Origin of the sequence: Bacteroides sedimenti, from assembly GCF_040365225.1 — a bacterium.
GTDB lineage: Bacteria > Bacteroidota > Bacteroidia > Bacteroidales > Bacteroidaceae > Bacteroides > Bacteroides sedimenti.
In genome coordinates this window covers 1,352,548-1,370,747 of record NZ_AP028055.1, presented here as the reverse complement: position 1 = coordinate 1,370,747, position 18,200 = coordinate 1,352,548, and the positions used below count along the sequence as shown (strand labels likewise).

Here is an 18,200-nt window from a genome sequence, read left to right as displayed (position 1 = left end):
ATTTTTATTTATTTCTTTTGAGAATTGGGGTTCTTGAAATGACCTCCAGTTTTAAAAGAGAGCTATTTAATGTTGCACGATTTATTTCATAATCGCTTGCAGCATTAATTTGTATTTGTTTCATACTGCTTAGTGCACTTGCGTCTCCCTTACCATTTAAAAAATCACTTTCTCCAACCTGATATTGAGCATTAGCAAAAGCCATGTATTCAGCTTTTAATTTTAAAACAGATATATTAGATATTATGGATGAATATAATTCAATAATTAGTTGTTTTAATTCGTCTAATTTTTGTTCTTTTTCCAACTCACTTTCTTTTATTAAAAGTTTCTGGTTGTTTATTCTCCTTTTCCTATCAAATAGGTCATCAAGAGGAACTGAAATGGCCCCCCCCACATTGTAATAACTCATTGCATTATTATTATATTGATAATATAATGGAGTTGCTGAGTCGGAATATCCGGATGTATATGCTTGAATTCCATAGTGATATCCAGCTCCCACTGATAAATACTTCAGCCAGCTTTTCTTTTCTTTTTTCAGTAAACCAATTCCTTCTTCCTTTTTTGTGTCATGAATCTGTACCACAGGATTTTTTTTTGCATTCTCAAACAGTGAATCTAACGGAGGAAGTTTTAGGCTGATATAATCTTCCGGAGTCATTTCGGCAACACTGTTTTCTTGTGCATGCACAGGAGGTGCAATATATATGCTTAAAAAAACAAGAATTGAAAGCAGTTTCTTTCTCATATTATGTACTTTATTCAAAGTTATACATTCTCTTTCTGTACAAAAGCGGTTACTGTTTTTAAAATAATCTTCATGTCTAATGCGAACGAGTAATCGTTTGCATACTTAATATCAAGCATTTTACGTTCTTCGGAAGACAGTTTTCCAGCTTCTCCTCTTTTTTCGACCTGCCATAGCCCCGTGAGCCCGGCTGGTGCCATAAAACGATCGATATATTCATCGCTGGTAAGCAATTCTGCCTCGTAGAGTGGGAGAGGACGGTTACCAACAACAGACATATCTCCTTTTATGATATTTATTAACTGAGGAAGTTCATCGATACTGAATTTACGTATAAATTGTCCTACTTTGGTAATACGTGGATCGTTTTCAAGTTTGACAAAAGCATTTTTCTTTTCGATGCTTTTTTTTGCAATATATTCCTTTTCGGGGATTACATAATCATCAGAAACAAGTAGCATCTCTTCCTTGACTACTTTTTCTTCATTATTATTTGCCGAGATGTCAGTAGCTCCTGAATCTTCTTCGTCACTAATATACTGATTCAGATTATTGAATTCCTTGAGCCGTTTATCTGCGTTAGTGTACATGGAACGGAATTTAAGAAAGTCGAAAATTTTATAATTACTTCCAACCCGTTTTGATTTATAAACAATAGGGCCCTTACTTTCTAAACGGATAGCGATAGCTACCAGCAAAAGAAGCGGGAAAAGACAAATAAGTGCTAGGCTTGCAAAAATGATATCAAAAATCCTTTTCCAAACTGGAAGATGAAACTGTTTGATTGCGTTATGATTACGCAAAACGGCATTAAAGTGTCTTTGCCGTTTTACTATAAAATTAATTGTCTGATCAAAGTTTTCCTTTGTTTCATTCGGGTGAAGTGTGTCACAAATACCACTTTTCAGATAAAGAGGACTTTCTTCTTTTGAAACTGATTCTGTAATCAATACTATATAGGTGAGACAAAACTTATTATGCAGATAAGTAATATCTGACAAGTCTTTCTTTAATGTTTCTTTTTCATAAAGAATTATAGTCAGCCTGGGATTGTCACATTTTGACAGCAATTTAGTAGCTTCATAGCAGCTTTCTGCAATTTTCAATTCTCCTTTTAATAATTGAATAAAATGGGCTATTGTCTGCTTGTTTTTACCTATATAAATGATGTGTTGCATTTATTCTTTAATAATTTTCTTAATACGAATTTTGAGTTCCATGGGATTAAATGGCTTCAGAATATAATCATCAGCACCCTCTTCCAATAGTCTTATTCTCTCTGAAGTGCTCTCTTCACTGGAAAGCATAACTACAGGGATTGTTTTAAACAATGCATTGTTTTTAAGATAGTGCAGGAATTCATCCCCACGCATTTCAGGCATCCGGATATCTGAAATAATCAGATCCGGGATATTCCCTTCCTGTAACCATGCAATTGCCTTAATTGGGTTTTCAAAATAGGTAAGGTCGAATTCTGCAGATAGATAAATGGAAACGACTTTGGCTATTGATTCCTTGTCGTCGATTAACAATATCTTTTTTTTCATTTTATCGTAGATTTTGTGAGTGTGTCTTATTCAAGGTGCAAAGTTATTTAAAATTAGTTTTTTATAGTCAATTTTTGAAAGATTTCTTATAAATATAAGTTGTGTTTGCATTTTGGTTTTCGTACCAGTCTTTATTAGTTGTACCACCAGAGGTAGCCCAGATCTGAAACTGAGGATATGCTAATAGAATACTACTCTTTTCCAATGGATAATTAAATGAACCAGGAATCATAAGCCCCCAGATTAGATTATCTGTTCCTCTGTAATATACTCCGTTCAATGAAAGGTCGTTATTGGATGGAATATTATTGGGACCTCCACCGAAATAGGTTTTTATTGCCTTGCTTGTGGGTAAATATCCTGGCAAATGAATTTCTTTCCGGTTCTCTTTTTTAGCATCAGTTACCACAAAATAATTCAGGTTTTTGATAGTAATGTCTGTTGGACTTACAGTCCCGCTCCTAAAATTGATGGTTATTTTCACCTGTTTTGGAGGGAAATCTTCTCCCTTTGCAGAAGTATTCAGCATATAATACTTTTCGCTTGCATTATCTGATAAAAAATGGTGTGCTTCATCGAACAGTGGGATAATCGCTTTTGTTTGTTCGGTTTCTGTGCCATTAGCTCCAACAGTGAAAACTGTTCCATTTAAGCGGTTATTGGGAGAGTCTGATTCAACTGTTACACTACTTACATTTATTGCTGAAACCTGGTCTAACTGAAATGCTGCACCAAGTTTCTTAGTGGCTCCTACAGCCATCAATCTGGCCGTAATTGTCATACTGGTAACAAAATTCCTATTATCAACAGCGTAAGAACTTTGGCTTTCAACTACAAGGTCGTTCATGTCGTAGTCTCCATACGCCGGCCAGAAATCTTCTATTGCATATGAATAAATGCTACTGGTAGGTACTTCAATCGGGAAAGCAGGATTTGTGGGTTTAGTCCCTGCCGGATAGCTCCCTTTTCCTGTGCATTCACTGGCGGGAATAAGTACAGAAGGAGAGCCATAGCTAACCATATGGGCGGGAGATATCATATAATAGACATTATTGTATTTCCCATTTGCAGTATGATCAGAGCATTCAAGTTCTAAATTGCCACTATAGGTGATGTTTTTAGAACCATTGCAAACAACTTTTTTCATGCGGGCCAACGCATAATTTGTTCCTGTGCCTGTTCCATTCATAGTACTTGACCAGGAATTAAATGTGGCAGTTCCTGTAACATCAAAAAGTGAAAAGGGCTCCATATTTACTGTTGTTCCCTTAAGATCAAAGTTTATGCATGACAAATTTGTATTGTTATGCAGATAGAATGTTCCTCCGGAAGTTGAAATGTCACCTGTAACAATTATATTGCAGTAATTATCAATAATAAAACCGCTTGTTGCATCAATATTACCAATTGTTAGCAGACCATGATTTTCAATCGTTCCGGTTTGTGTGAATGATGTTATGTTGGTTAATGAGCTGTTATTATAAAACTTACCTCCATTCAGCTTCATTTGGCTGAGATAAAACTCTCCATAATTGTATATGTTTCCTCCGGTATCGGTGAAATTGATGTTTATGTTCTTTTTATCGGAATTAAAAAGTCCTCCGCTCATAATAAATAGGTTGACTCCATTGTAGCCATTTAGTGTCTGACTGCTACTGCTAAAGGAAACCTTACCTCCACTTAAAACAACAATTTCAAGTCCGTTCTGAAAGTCTGTTAGCCTGGATGGTACATTCCATTCTCCTTCTACAAAAACTGTTGTTTTTTGACCATTCCATGATCCATAAAACACAATGTCTCCTGAATAGGTGCCACCGGTGATGACATATGATTTTCCAGCCAATAATGTCACGGAAGATGTATTCAGATTAATGGATATTGCATCGTTTCTGTTACCTTGATAGGCTGGAGCTGCGGAGCGGGTTGCCACAGATTTTGATTTGACAGAGGTTGCTGCCTGTGACCCTGAAAAATCTACAGTGATTTCTTGGGAATCAATAATATGTTCTTGAACAATTCTTAAACCGTTCGGAGATGTCTGTCGAACATATATCACTCCTTGGGTTTGTGGAAAGTTAACTTCTGAAATGTACATATCTCCTTTTCTGGCAACCCCTTTAGCCAAAAGTTTAGCACCAGAATTCAATACCGGATTTTCGTCGAAGACCTCAACAGTATAATAATATTCTCCGTTATATTCGTCGTTAACGTTGACCCTTAGAGTAGCAGAACTTATGGTTGCCCAATTAAAATTATCGGGGACACCTGCAAAAGGTGAGGGAACCTTATAATAGGGGTCGTAATAGTCTTCCTTACAACAGGTAAGAATTGTGATTAAAAAGAAGAATGGAATCAGAAGTGTTGTTTTGCGAGATAATCTTTTCATAAATGAAACTTCAAATTTTGTCGTTAAAAAACCATAAATACCCTTCCAGCAACAAAAATATAACAATAGTTTGATTTTGCACTATTTTAATAGATTTAAATTGAATAAATATATGAAGCTCTTTTTATATTGATTTACATTTTAATGTCAAAGTCTTGTATTTTTATTTCATTAATATTGATTCTTAAATTTTTTATATAAATATGGGGCAACTAAGTATTGTTATTTAACCGTTTTATTGTACTTTTGCGAAGAATTACGATGTCGATCGTGCTTTAAAACATTCTTTAAGGGGGAATTGTTTTAAAATAAATAAATAGGTTAGGTATGAGTTTTAATGTTCCTGAAACAGACAAGAAGCGTGTTGTAATTGTAGGAGGAGGTTTTGGTGGCCTGAAATTGGCAAATCAGTTAAAAGGTAGTGGTTTCCAGGTAGTTCTGGTAGATAAGAATAACTATCATCAATTTCTTCCTTTAATTTATCAGGTAGCTTCAGCAGGGTTGGAACCAAGTTCCATCTCTTTTCCTTTTCGTAAGATTTTCCGTAAAAGGGAAGATTTCTATTTCCGTTGGGCCAATGTAACAGGTTTCAGAGCCGAGAAGAATACGGTTTCAACTTCAATTGGTAAACTTCGTTATGATTATTTGATTCTTGCTGCCGGTACGGTTACAAATTATTTTGGTAACGCCAATATCGAAGAAGCTGCTCTTCCAATGAAGACTGTAGAAGAGGCAATGACAATGCGTAATATAGTGTTGTCAAATCTCGAAAAAGCAGTTACTTGTGAGGACCCAGTACAAAAGCAAGAACTAATGAATATTGTGATTGTTGGCGGAGGTGCGACGGGTGTTGAAATCTCAGGTGTTCTTTCTGAAATGAAGCGTTTTGTTATTCCGGGAGATTATCCGGATCTGGATGTAAGCAAAATCAATGTATACCTTATTGAAGCTTCTTCTAAACTATTGGGAGCAATGTCACCTCATTCATCTGCCAGTTCTGAGAAATTCCTCAGAGGAATGGGTATTAATGTGTTGATGAATACAAAAGTTCTTGATTACAAGGATAATAAGGTGGTTCTAGATAATGGGCAGGAAATTCCGACTCAGACATTTATCTGGGTGAGTGGTGTAAGAGCTACTGCGTTCAATCACGTGAAACCTGAACAATTAAACAGAGGAGGTAGAATCATGGTTGATGAGTTCAATCGTGTAAAAGGTACTGAAAATGTTTTTGCTATTGGCGATATTTGTTATCAAACAGAGAAAGATTACCCTAACGGTCATCCTCAGTTGGCACAGGTTGCAATACAACAAGGAGTCTTGCTAGCATCAAATCTTAAGAAACTGGAAAATGGCGAAAAACTTGAACCATTCCATTACCGTAATTTGGGTTCTCTTGCTACAATTGGTAGAAACAAGGCGGTTGCGGATTTTGCCAACATAAATACACATGGTTGGTTTGCATGGATTATCTGGTTGGTGGTTCACTTACGTTCAATTCTGGGAATCAGAAACAAACTGGTAGTGTTAATTAACTGGGTATGGAGTTATCTGACATACGATAATCACATCCGCTTGATCATGTCGGCTAAAAAACACATCACTGTGGATGATGAAGAGGATTGATTATAACAATCTCCAAAAAATATTTAAAAGAGTAGTCTGTTCAATAACGGCTGCTCTTTTTTATTAAAACGATTTTTTAGAGCGCTTTTTGATGAGTAAGAAACGGTTCTGATGAAATAAATAGAGGGTATTATGAATTATTTATTTAATTTTGCCATATCTATTATAAGATTATTCACCCTTTTATATCTGAAAAAATGATAAATAAGATATTATATAGCCTGTATGTTAACCTGAGGTCAATTATCACCTGGGGATTCTGGGGGTATGTGGCAGTACTTTTGGCACTCTTTCTGATCGATGTGAAGTTGAATGCCTATTGTTTTATTGTATTATTCTTCTTTCTTGGTTTATGGGTGGGAAGTAGCCTTTCATATTGGTTGCGTGACGAGATAAAGTATCGGGAGCTTGATAAATAAACTATTCTTCCTTGGTTATTTCACCTGCCAGGGATTTTGTCATGCGGAAACGTATTTCTTTATTGCTGAATCCATGCCCTAAAAGAAACATTAATTTGGTGATAGCACATTCCAAAGTACTGTCATATCCACTGATTACCCCTGCCTGTAATAGTTGCAGACCTGTACCGTACCGCTCCATTTGTACAGCCCCCGAGGTACATTGAGTTACATTTACAATGATAATCCCTCTGCTTGTAGCATCTTTTAAGGCCTGTATGAACCACTCTTTCTGTGGAGCATTACCCGATCCGAATGTTTTTAAAACTACCGCTTTTAATCCGGGAGCATTGAGAACGGCTGAAACAATACTTTCCTGAATTCCAGGAAACAGATTGAGGATTACAACATTTGTATCGAATAGATAGTGTGGTTTCAGAGGCAGACCTTCATCCGGCTTCAGAATTCTTGATGGCTCATATTTGATATGAATCCCTGCTTTTGCAAGCGGAGGATAGTTGAATGAGCGGAAGGCGTTGAAGTTTTCCGCATTTATCTTGCTGGTACGGTTTCCGCGCATTAGATGATTCTCAAAGAAAATGCATACTTCGGGAACTGCAGCTTTTCCATCAATCTTGGCGGCAGCTATCTCGATAGCAGTAATCAGGTTTTCTTTTCCATCTGTACGAAGCATGCCGATTGGCAACTGTGATCCCGTAAGGATAACCGGCTTGCTGAGATTCTCCAACATAAAGCTAAGGGCTGAGGCGGTAAATGCCATTGTATCTGTGCCGTGCAAAATCACAAATCCATCGTATAAATCATAATTGTAACTAATGATCTTAACCAGTTTTGCCCAAGCTTGTGGCTCCATATCGGACGAATCAATCGGTGGTTCGAATTGATAAGTGGAGATGTGATAGTTGAACTTCTTCAGTTCGGGCACATGTTTCAGAAGGTGGTTAAAGTTGAAGTTTTCCAAAGCGCCGGTTTCCGGGTTTTGAATCATTCCAATGGTACCACCGGTGTATATTAATAACACAGAAGGGGTTTTTGTGATCATCATGCAGCAGATGTTAATTAATATGCAAAGATAACGATTCTTTGAGAATAATATCCAAAAAGCACAGATTACACCAATTCGAAAACGAACTTATTTCAGCTAGTTCAAAAATAGAGTGTAATCCGTGTTAGTTTTATATTATAATGCAAACAACTGTTTCAGATGCTAATCTTTCAGTTCGGCAACAAGTTTCCCCACAGCTGCCGAAATGCTCTCTTCTTCACCTAAAAGAGTAACAAATTTGCTTCCCACGATGGCTCCCGCCGCATGTTCGCATGCAGCTTTAAAGGTTGCTTTGTTGGATATGCCAAATCCCACAATGCATGGATTGTTAAGCTTCATGGATTCAATCCTCTTGAAATAGTTTTTCTTTTCAACGTTGAATTCATCCTGTGCACCGGTAGTGGCGGCAGAAGAGACCATATAAATAAATCCATCTGTATGCTCATCAATCAGTCGGATGCGCTCCTCGCTTGTCTCAGGAGTAATAAGCATGATTACCTTAACCCCGTAGCGTTCGGCCACGATCTGATATTTTTCCATGTAGTCTTTGAAAGGAAGATCGGGAATTATCATTCCATCGATTCCGCACTCCACGCATTTGCGGCAAAAGTTTTCAAACCCGTATTGCATAATCGGATTGAGATACCCCATCAGGATGAGAGGTATTTTCGCATAATGCCGGATGTCTCTTAATTGTTCGAAAAGTAGCTTCAGCGTCATTCCGTTATTCAGTGCCTGGGTAGACGAGTCTTGAATCACCGGACCATCGGCCATAGGGTCACTGAAAGGGATACCAATTTCAATCATGTTGACACCTTTCTTTTCCAATTCACGAATAATAGGCACTGTATCGTCCAGATTAGGATAACCGGCAGTGAAATAGATGGAAAGAATCCCTTTTTTATGCTCTTTAAGTAGTTGATTAATTCTATTCATAATTAAAATGCTTTATGTACCTGTTTATTTTTTAAATTCTTTGATGAATCGTTGTAATTTCTCCACATTCTTCATAGCCGGAGCGGTTTCAAACCGACTATTGAGGTCTATCCCGGCAAATTGCTCATGGCGGAAATTTTTCAGATCATCAATGCTTTCCGGAGAGATGCCGCCACTAAGTAGAAATGGTGTCTTTCCCCTATAATGAGAGAGTATTGACCAGTCGAATTGTTTACCTGACCCTCCATGTCCTTCGCATTTGGTATCGAAGATAAAATACTCGCACAATCCTTCATATTTCTCGGTCTCTGCCAAATCGGCGGGAGATGACACGGAGAAAGCTTTGATAAGTTTGAGTCCCTTCTCCCGCAAAGATAAACAATATTCAGGCGATTCTGTTCCGTGAAGCTGTATATAGTTTAATGCAAAAGCGCGTGCCAGACTCTCTATTGTTGCAGAATCTTCATTTACAAAAACTCCAACCCTTTGTGCCTTAACGGGAAGGTAAGAGGGCGGACATGTGATGTAACGGGAAGAGCCCGGGAAAAAGATGAGTCCCATCATATCAATCCCCAGGCTTTCTACCTGTCGGATATTAACAGCATCACGCATACCACATACTTTGATAATCATTCCATCATTAGTTAAGCTGTTTGATAAATGATCCGAGTGCTTCTCCCGGATTACTTGTTTTCATAAAGTTCTCTCCAATCAGGAACCCCCGGAAGCCAGCTTGACGAAGATTTTTCACTGTCTCAGGAGAAGAGATACCGCTTTCTGATACCAACAGCATATCCTTTGGAAGCATGCTTGCCAGGCGGAAAGAGTTCTCCACATCGGTGACGAATGTTCCCAGATTACGGTTGTTTACTCCTACCATATCGATGGCGCTATCTACATATTCCAGCTCTTTTTCGCTGTGAATCTCCAGTAGCACTTCAAGTCCCAGTTCGTGCGCTTTTTCTGCAAGTTGGAGGCACTCATCCTTCTCCAGAGCTGCCGCAATGAGCAGAACTGCATCCGCTCCGATAATCTTGGCTTGATAAAGCTGGTACTCGTCAATGATGAAGTCTTTTCGCAATATCGGAATGTTTACCTCCGGCCGTGCAATGCGTAAATCCTTAAGATCACCTCCAAAGTAGGGAGTATCAGTCAGAATAGAGAGTGCCGAGGCACCGTTTGCTTGGTAAGCCGCTGTAACCTCTTCAGGAGAAGCGTCTCTGTTAATCCATCCTTTCGAAGGCGATTTCCGTTTAAACTCAGCGATAATGCCTGTCGACGAATTGGCCAAAGCCCGACGCATAGAAAACATTTTTCTCTCTTCACTGGCGCCATTCTCAAGCAGCTGAGCTGGCACTGCTTTCTTTTGTTCCCGTAGCGTGATTCTTTTGGATTCAATGATCTCCATCAATATATCTTTCATCTATATTAACTGTTTAATTCTACAAATTGTTTAAATTTTGCTAGCGCTTTTCCGCTTTCCAGAGATTCCCTTGCTTCAGCGATGCATTCTTCAATACTTTTTTCTGGGCATATCACCTGAATTGCAAAAGCTGTGTTTACTATTACACAGTTTTTCTGGGCTTCAGTTGCCTTGTTGTTCAAAATATTGTCGAATATCCCGGCTGCCTCTTCGGGAGTGTCGCCACCATACAGGTCTGCTTCCGTGTATCGTTTGAATCCCAGCGATTCCGGCGTATAGATCTTCTCGCTCGACGAGTCCACCACTTTAAAGTCGTCAGTAAGTGAAATTTCATCATAACCGTCCATGCTGTGTACTACAGAAAACTTGCTTCCACTTTCCTGGAATGTGTAACTATAGAGTCTCAATAATGGGAGGTTGTATACCCCCAGAAGCTGGTAGGTTGGCATCACAGGATTGGCAAGCGGACCAAGCATGTTGAAGAAAGTCCGTACTCCCAGACTCTTGCGGATTGGCGCCACCGCCTTCATGGCAGGACTGAATAGTGGTGCGTGGAGATAAGCCATGTTGCAATTGTCAATACTCCTTTTAAGCTTATCTGTGTCTGCAGTAAATTTTACGCCGTGTTGTTCCATCACGTTACTAGCCCCACTAACCGATGTAGCGCCGTAGTTGCCATGTTTTACCACATTGTAGCCTGCTCCCGCAAGGGCGAAACAGGATGTTGTCGAGATATTGAATGTGTTCTTCCCATCACCTCCTGTTCCCACAATATCCATGGGCTTGTATTCGCTTAGGTCTACTTGCACCCGCATTTCAAGCAAGGCATCTGTAAATCCCAATATCTCTTCTACAGAAATGTTGCGCATAAGAAAAACCGTGATTAGCGATGCAACCTGTGCGTCATTGTATTTGCCGGTCGCAATGTTCTGCAGTATTTCTTTGGCTTCTTCACGACTCAGATACTTGTGCTCGAAGAGTTTATATAGTATATTTTTCATTTTGTTATTTATTTAACCAGTTATTAATGATTTCGCGACCTTTGGGGGTAAGCACTGATTCCGGATGAAACTGGATTCCTTTTACATCATACGTTTTGTGGCGGATAGCCATGATTTCACCTTGGTTGTCTTCAGCAATGACCTCCAGTTCGTTTTCAGGGAAGTTCTTATTGCTGACAATCCAGGAGTGGTAACGTCCTACCGTTATTTCTTTGGGCAATCCGCTGAACAGTGAATCTTCCTTCGTTATTCTTATCGAAGATTCTACACCGTGAAACACCTCTTTCAGGTTTTCCAGTTCGGCCCCGAAAGCCTCTCCAATAGCCTGATGCCCGAGGCAAACCCCCAAGATGCTTTTTGTTGGGGCATACCGACGAATCAACGGCAGCAAAATGCCGGCTTCTTCAGGAATACCCGGCCCCGGAGATAGGATTATCTTATCAAACTTCTCTATATCATCAAGCGAAATCTTATCGTTGCGATGGACTTCTACATTTTTGTATCCCGATTCCTTCACCAAGTGTAGTAGATTATAGGTGAAAGAATCATAATTGTCCAGTATAAGAATTTTTTTCATGGTCTACTTTATTAGTTTTTTAATGTACAGGCCAGGTCAATTGCCTTTTTCAGCGCACCTAGTTTATTGTTTACCTCCTGAAGCTCGTATTCGTCGTTGCTTTTAGCCACTATTCCGGCTCCGGCCTGATACCAAAGCTCGTTGTTACGACTTACAAATGAACGGATGGTGATGGCCTGATTCAGGTCGCCGTTCAGTCCGATGAATCCGATGCATCCGCCATAAGCACCCCGGTTCTGACTTTCAATTTCCGAGATGAGCTGCATGGCTCTTACTTTCGGAGCCCCTGATAATGTACCGGCAGGGAAGGTATCAATAAATGTTTGAATCGGGTTGCACTCTTCGTTCAGTGTGCCGCTTACCCGCGATACCAGGTGAATTACATGGCTATAGTATTGTACCTCTTTGTAGAAGTCTACTTTTACATCATGTGTATTGCGGCTCAAATCATTTCGTGCCAGGTCAACCAACATTACATGCTCTGCATTCTCTTTTGGGTCGGCAAGCAGTTCTTCGACCAACTGTTTGTCTTTGGTTACATCGCCGGTTCGGCGGCTGGTTCCTGCAATGGGGTCGATGCTTACCCGCTTGCCCTCAATTTTACAATGCGTTTCGGGCGATGAACCGAAAATACGGAATCCGCCGAAATCAAAATAGAAGAGGTAAGGAGAGGGGTTAATAGAACGAAGAGCGCGGTACACTTTGAAATCGTCGCCGGCATATGGTTGTACAAAACGTCTGGAAAGCACTATTTGGAATACATCACCCCGTAGACAGTGAGTTACTCCTTTACGGACGTTCGATTTAAATTCCTCGTCCGATATCGGGCTGTACTCTTTTCCATTGATTGAGAAATTGTACGAAGCGAAGTTGCGGTTCTCCAGAATCGTCTCCAATTCATTTAGTCCGCTCTCTTCTCCTTCCTGTAACAACTCCACCAGGGTAAGTTCGTTTTTGAAATGATTGAAAATTAGTATGTATTTATATAATGTATAGAGCAAATCGGGCGCATCGTTTTTCGCGTCGTGAGATTCGCGCACCGGAATGTTTTCAAAATAACGTACTGCATTGAATGAGGTATAACCAAACAATCCGCACGAGTTCTTATCGTGGCCTGTTACATTCAGCTTTCCCATAAATCCGTTCAGGGCATCGGAAACGGTGAACTTATCTGAGATTTCCTCCTTTTCAATTGAGTTGTCCGGAAGTCGAACGGTACATTCATTACTGTTTACCCCAATACTTGCCAGGGGTTTCAATGCGATAAATGAATGGCTGTTTTCATTCCCATGAAAATCCGAACTTTCCAGTAATGCTGATTCCGGATAGATATCTCTCACTTTGAGGTAAATGCTTACCGGAGTGTGCAAGTCGCCTAGCACTTTCTTGCTGTTAGTTGTAAAATTATAGGTTTTCATATTATTTTATTATTTAGTTGTTCATTAAGCCGATGTAGGTTTCCATATCCTTATCGCCTCGTCCCGAAACTGTAAGTACCACTACATCTTCAGGTTTGAATTTAATCTTGTTCAATGCGCCCAATGCGTGAGCCGATTCTAGGGCGGGGATGATTCCCTCAATGCGGGTTAGCTCGAATGCTGCTTTTACTGCTTCATCATCATTGATTGCCAGTACAGTGGCACGCTTGGTTTCCGCCAGGTTAGCATGGAAGGGACCGATGCCCGGGTAATCGAGTCCGGCCGAGATTGAGTATGGTTCTTCAATCTGTCCGTCCTCATTCTGCATCAGCAGAGTTTGGGCACCATGGATAATTCCGATTTTCCCAAGCTGAATGGTGGCGGCAGACATACCTGTCTCCACTCCTTTACCTCCGGCTTCGGCAAGAACAATTTTCACCCGCTCATCGTCTACGTAGTGATAGATAGTACCTGCGGCATTGCTTCCGCCTCCAACGCAGGCAATCAGATAATCGGGATAATCTCGTCCCTCTTTCTCCAGTAACTGCTTCTTTATCTCTTCACTGATAACCGATTGCAGACGGGCAACCATATCGGGATAAGGATGAGGCCCAACCGTGGAGCCAATAACGTAATAGGTATCCGAAGGATGACAGCACCAGTCGCGGATAGCTTCGTTTGTGGCATCTTTAAGAGTCATGTTGCCAGATGTGACCGGACGTACTGTAGCCCCCAGCATTTTCATCTTCTGTACATTGGGTTGCTGGCGTTCTACGTCTGTTTTGCCCATGTAGACAATGCATTCCATATTCATCAGTGCACATACTGTTGCTGTGGCCACTCCGTGCTGTCCGGCTCCGGTCTCTGCAATGATGCGTTTCTTGCCAAGACGACGTGCCAGAAGAATCTGACCGATTGTATTGTTTATTTTGTGAGCACCGGTGTGGTTTAAATCTTCCCTTTTCAGGTAAATTTTGCAGCCATATATGTCAGAAAGACGATTGGCAAGATAGAGTGGGGAAGGACGTCCGACATAATCTCTGAGCAGTGTATTGAATTCTTTTTTGAACTCCTCGCTGTGCAACACTTCCAGATATTTGTTCTTAAGTTCTTCCACACAGTGGTGAAGTATTTCGGGGATATAAGCACCACCGAACTCACCATAATAACCTTCTTCATTAACTAAATACGTTTTCATCGCTAATATTTTTATTTTTAAAATTGGCATAAAAAAAGGCCCGTCGCAGGTGCGACAGGCCTCTTAAAGATATCTTAAATTTAGTATATATACACGAGTACTGCTTCCTTACGACTTATGGAGTTGTAAGAAGCGCCACCAACATGCATTTACTAAAATTGTTCTCATTATATTTTTTCTTATTTTGCTGCAAATGTATAGACTTTGTTTTAATCTGCAAACAAATCCAATGTTTTTTTTGAGAAATCTTTATTTTTTTCTTTCCAATACTTTCATGTCTCCTTCTTATAACTGTTTAAACTTTCCATGAGATAAATTACATAGAAAGTATTTCTCGCTTATGTATCTATCTTGTTTTTGCCTGCCTTGTCTTTTTTATCAGGCAGGATAATCTGTTATTATCCGCAAGTAAAAATCGAAATTAATTAAAAACTAAACCAAATAATGGAGCTGAGAAACTCTATATCGACTCCCTGGTTTAAAGTTGTTTTTAGCCTGTTATTTCTCCATTTTGCGCCATTTTATCGATGTTAGATGAAAAAATGTCCAATATTTGAGCTGCTTTTTTTTGCTTTTTTTAAACTTAATTATCTGAAAATTAATGTTTTAATCAAAAAGTAACATGTCCAACTATTTTTTTGGTCATTATGTCATTCTTAACTAATTTAGCTATCGTAAAAATATGACTAAACATTAAAAAACAAAACATTATGAAAACGTCAACAATCTTACCTGTCAGCTTCATAGCAAAAGGATGTACACCAGACTTTTCGCAATTGAGCAGAATTCAGTTAAATGGAAAAACTGACTTTTCTAATGCTGAGGCTAAAGTACTTGAATGTGCCAATTATCTCACATCAACTCCTATGGACAGAGAAAACCTGAACCGCGAGTATGCAGAGAATTTTTTGTTGATTTGGATGTCAGGAACTTCTGATTTTACTTTCAATCTTAATGAAACAGTTTGCAGTATAATCAGATCTAATCTCTCATTAATAGGAGTCTATTTTGCATGTGCTACAAAATTTGCACTCGAGAACAGAGACAAAGCTAGAAATAAAAACACGATAATAAAAAATGCACTCTTATTACTATTAAATTATTGTAAGAATCCCAAGAACAAAGTAGATCAAAATGACTTGTTGAAAGCCGTGATGAACGAAGAAAATTAAAAAGTAGTAATAATTAGAGAGGATACTCCCGTCAACTTGCTGGAAAGCTGACGGGAGTTTTTTTATTCATTTCACATGGATATACGTGTGTTTCTCGGGGCATCTGCCAATTTGTAGGCATAAAGATAAATCTGCTGAAGATGAAAATTCTTTCACTGCTTGCACCTTGCCAACAGATTTGACTGATAAATATATATCTGTTGAAGATGATAATGCTCATTGCGCATAAATGGTATGTAAAAGTGGTGAAAGTTGCCGAGACCAAACGCATGAACATAGAGTTGCATGCCGGATTGATAGAGATTGATGGATAAAGAGGTGAAGAAATAGGTGGGCTCTTTTGACTAACCGCCGCTTCGCGCGCGGATTAGTTAAGCATGCGAGCGGAACCAATCGCACCCCACGAAAATCTTACGCCAAGTTTTTCAAATCTTACGCCATGTTTTTTTAATTTGTCGCCATGTTTTTTTAAAAACTGACCTTTCCAGGAATGGGTTTACGTTTTCTGTGGTTACGACTAGAACTGGTTTGCAATATTTTTCTTATTCCTAAGCCGACTTGGCATTAAATATTTTATTTCCAGATTCAGTTTACATTATTTCAATGGGTAATGTAGACCGGAAGTTCTGTTGTCAAGAACGGGAAGGATTCGATATCCTTCTCGTTCTTTGAATTACTACAATGGTACAACGTTTTCCATTGTTTACCTTTGCCGAGAGCGGGTTTACAGTTTCCAGGATTACAACCACAACCGCTTGGCAGCATTCATCTAGTCTCTAAGTCAACTTCATGTTATAGGGGCTCCTTTGACCGATCTTAGTAAAGTCATCTTCCATTCAACAGGTTAGGGCATTGTTTTCCTTATCCGGACGGGCAAAAGTAAAGGAACAATATATCAATGAATTTGCTATGAATTAAATGTTGCATATAATTACCCGAATACATTATATTTCACATTGGGTTATTTCATCATTAAACGGCATATTATAGATTGATTGCAAATTTTGTAACCGCATTTTTAATTTATATCACAGATGATTTCATTGTTATTAGCCGACAATATGTATGTAATCTTTATTTTTAATAAAAAACAGCTAAAAGTATACCTACTGTAAAGTGTTTATAATCAACCTTGAAATATATTTTAACTCTCGTTTAAGGGTACGACAAGAAAAACTCCGCCTAGTTTTCCGTCTTACTATTTTATTTTTAGAATTAGTTGCTTGATAATTAGCTACGGGGTATTTTATCTCGCCCCCTATATATACAAAAATAAGGCATAGTTCCCCGTGCATTTATTTTCATCAGTACATTCGTTTCACTAGTGTCCACTTAAAATCGTTAACATTCTTAAAGGAAGTTTGAAAAATTCTAGGTCTTTTGTTGAAAAAAACAATAAAACAAATTTTTCGATTATCGTCATTGATAACGTAGACCACCACTTTTCTAACAAAATAATATTAATTAAAGAGAAAGATGGCAATTCGACAAGGGTTAAAGAAACTTCAGGCATTTACTTCTGAAGTGTAATTTCTTGGTAAAATAAAATTCCCGATAGATAAGTCTCAAAGACTGCTGTTACTAATATAATATGCCAGTACCTCTGGGGATGCATATTCATTAATTGACTAGGTTTGCCTCATAAGTCTTCACAAAAAGAAAAATTAAAGAAACTATATTGTGTTTGTTAATGGAATATATCGTTTCTTCAAATTATGTTCTTATATTTGTGACCAAGAAATGGGTCGTATTATAGTATTCTTACTTTGTGAATCATTTAATTAAGATTATGCAGCTTGAAAAAAAAATAACCGGAATTTCTTTGATTGTTCTCCTCATCTCGATTTTGCCGTATCGTTCTATGGCTATGATTCATTCCGACTCCACCAAAATAACAACTCAGATTGCCTTGGAGCATGCTGTCACTCATTTCTGGGATGACTTTTTATTTGAAAATTGCAATACACTAAATGAAGAAGGATCAACCCTTGCCTTGAAGTATTATGTAGATATACTATCGAGATTGTCAATTGAAAAGAGACAGCCCGTATTAGGTGAATTCTTGAAGATGACAAAAAAATATCCTGGGCCACAAAAGTTCTTTATCAAAATGCTTTGTGATGCTTATTCGCTGCCCTCCTCCATCTACAAAAACGAAGATATCTACATTTTCCTGCTCAATTATTGCCTGCAAAGCAATATGTACGAATCGTGGGAAAAGCAGATGTATAGCAACTTGTTGAAATCAGCAAATCAAAACAGACCTGGAAAACCGGCAAACAACTTCTGTTTTACGAATCTAAAAAATTCTATTTCGACACTTTACAACACAGAAGCCGAATATCTTATTCTCTACTTTTACAATCCCGAATGTGAGGCTTGCCGTGAAACATCGAAGGTGCTTGAAGCTTCAAACATGAACGGATTCCTCAAAAATGGGAAAATAAAGCTGTTAGCCATTAGTTTGGAACCCAATTCAGTGCTGTGGCATGCCACGGCAAAAACAAAACCCTTTTGGTTGCATGGTCAGGATGCCAAGGACAATATTCAGTCACAAGGAATCTACGATCTAAGTGCTATTCCCACTTTGTACCTATTGGACAAACATAAAAATGTTATTTTAAAAGATTGCAAAACAGAAGATATTATCTCTTACTTGAATTACAAACACATTAATGCAGGTAAATAAAATGACCGATAA

The 18,200-nt window shown here is 38.7% G+C and carries 16 protein-coding genes; 4 read left to right on the top strand and 12 right to left on the bottom strand.

All coding sequences use genetic code 11. From position 1 onward, the window contains the following. Positions 1–4: 4 nt before the first annotated feature. The 4 genes from ABWU87_RS05505 to ABWU87_RS05490 all read right to left on the bottom strand — a co-directional run bounded on the left by ABWU87_RS05505 (position 5) and on the right by ABWU87_RS05490 (position 4,684). Positions 5–751, bottom strand: coding sequence for a TolC family protein (locus tag ABWU87_RS05505; protein WP_353333991.1), 747 nt, complete (start codon positions 749–751; stop codon positions 5–7). Positions 752–771: 20 nt separating this feature from the next. Next, on the bottom strand, positions 772–1,929 hold the full coding sequence (locus tag ABWU87_RS05500; protein WP_353333990.1) for a sugar transferase: 1,158 nt from the start codon (positions 1,927–1,929) through the stop codon (positions 772–774). Continuing rightward, entirely contained in the window at positions 1,930–2,298 is a 369-nt protein-coding gene (locus ABWU87_RS05495) for a response regulator (protein WP_353333989.1), read from the bottom strand. Between the two features lie 67 nt (positions 2,299–2,365). Next, positions 2,366–4,684, bottom strand: a complete 2,319-nt coding sequence (locus tag ABWU87_RS05490) for an LruC domain-containing protein (protein ID WP_353333988.1) — start codon at positions 4,682–4,684, stop codon at positions 2,366–2,368. A 327-nt stretch (positions 4,685–5,011) separates the two neighbouring features. On the opposite strand from ABWU87_RS05490, the gene ABWU87_RS05485 reads away from it, so the two are divergent. Further along, the gene (locus ABWU87_RS05485) at positions 5,012–6,310 is read left to right on the top strand and encodes an NAD(P)/FAD-dependent oxidoreductase (protein ID WP_353333987.1); all 1,299 of its coding nucleotides are present in this window, start codon (positions 5,012–5,014) and stop codon (positions 6,308–6,310) included. Between the two features lie 197 nt (positions 6,311–6,507). Further along, the gene (locus ABWU87_RS05480; RefSeq protein WP_353333986.1) at positions 6,508–6,729 is read left to right on the top strand and encodes a hypothetical protein; all 222 of its coding nucleotides are present in this window, start codon (positions 6,508–6,510) and stop codon (positions 6,727–6,729) included. A 1-nt stretch (position 6,730) separates the two neighbouring features. Here ABWU87_RS05480 and ABWU87_RS05475 read toward each other — a convergent pair whose 3' ends face one another. From ABWU87_RS05475 to trpB, 8 genes are all read right to left on the bottom strand, one after another. After that, a complete protein-coding gene (locus tag ABWU87_RS05475) occupies positions 6,731–7,771 on the bottom strand; it encodes an asparaginase (protein ID WP_353334420.1) in 1,041 nt (346 codons plus the stop codon). 165 nt (positions 7,772–7,936) lie between these two features. Beyond that, positions 7,937–8,710 carry a tryptophan synthase subunit alpha gene (gene trpA, locus ABWU87_RS05470; RefSeq protein ID WP_353333985.1) on the bottom strand — a complete coding sequence of 258 codons (774 nt, stop codon included), beginning with the start codon at positions 8,708–8,710 and terminating at the stop codon, positions 7,937–7,939. 24 nt (positions 8,711–8,734) lie between these two features. Continuing rightward, complete coding sequence (locus ABWU87_RS05465) at positions 8,735–9,343, bottom strand: phosphoribosylanthranilate isomerase (protein ID WP_353333984.1); 609 nt, start codon at positions 9,341–9,343, stop codon at positions 8,735–8,737. A gap of 7 nt (positions 9,344–9,350) precedes the next feature. Beyond that, the gene (gene trpC, locus ABWU87_RS05460) at positions 9,351–10,133 is read right to left on the bottom strand and encodes an indole-3-glycerol phosphate synthase TrpC (protein ID WP_353333983.1); all 783 of its coding nucleotides are present in this window, start codon (positions 10,131–10,133) and stop codon (positions 9,351–9,353) included. A gap of 5 nt (positions 10,134–10,138) precedes the next feature. Beyond that, positions 10,139–11,134: an anthranilate phosphoribosyltransferase gene (trpD, locus tag ABWU87_RS05455; protein ID WP_353333982.1), complete on the bottom strand. Its 996-nt coding sequence runs from the start codon at positions 11,132–11,134 to the stop codon at positions 10,139–10,141. 4 nt (positions 11,135–11,138) lie between these two features. Continuing rightward, on the bottom strand, positions 11,139–11,711 hold the full coding sequence (locus ABWU87_RS05450) for an anthranilate synthase component II (protein ID WP_353333981.1): 573 nt from the start codon (positions 11,709–11,711) through the stop codon (positions 11,139–11,141). 11 nt (positions 11,712–11,722) lie between these two features. Continuing rightward, positions 11,723–13,129, bottom strand: coding sequence for an anthranilate synthase component I family protein (locus ABWU87_RS05445; RefSeq protein ID WP_353333980.1), 1,407 nt, complete (start codon positions 13,127–13,129; stop codon positions 11,723–11,725). A gap of 13 nt (positions 13,130–13,142) precedes the next feature. After that, the gene (gene trpB / locus ABWU87_RS05440; RefSeq protein ID WP_353333979.1) at positions 13,143–14,327 is read right to left on the bottom strand and encodes a tryptophan synthase subunit beta; all 1,185 of its coding nucleotides are present in this window, start codon (positions 14,325–14,327) and stop codon (positions 13,143–13,145) included. 710 nt (positions 14,328–15,037) lie between these two features. Between trpB and ABWU87_RS05435 the strand changes: the two genes are divergently transcribed. Both ABWU87_RS05435 and ABWU87_RS05430 read left to right on the top strand, forming a co-directional pair. After that, on the top strand, positions 15,038–15,499 hold the full coding sequence (locus ABWU87_RS05435) for a hypothetical protein (protein ID WP_353333978.1): 462 nt from the start codon (positions 15,038–15,040) through the stop codon (positions 15,497–15,499). A gap of 1,861 nt (positions 15,500–17,360) precedes the next feature. Beyond that, positions 17,361–18,188, top strand: a complete 828-nt coding sequence (locus tag ABWU87_RS05430; protein WP_353333977.1) for a DUF5106 domain-containing protein — start codon at positions 17,361–17,363, stop codon at positions 18,186–18,188. Positions 18,189–18,200 lie beyond the last annotated feature (12 nt).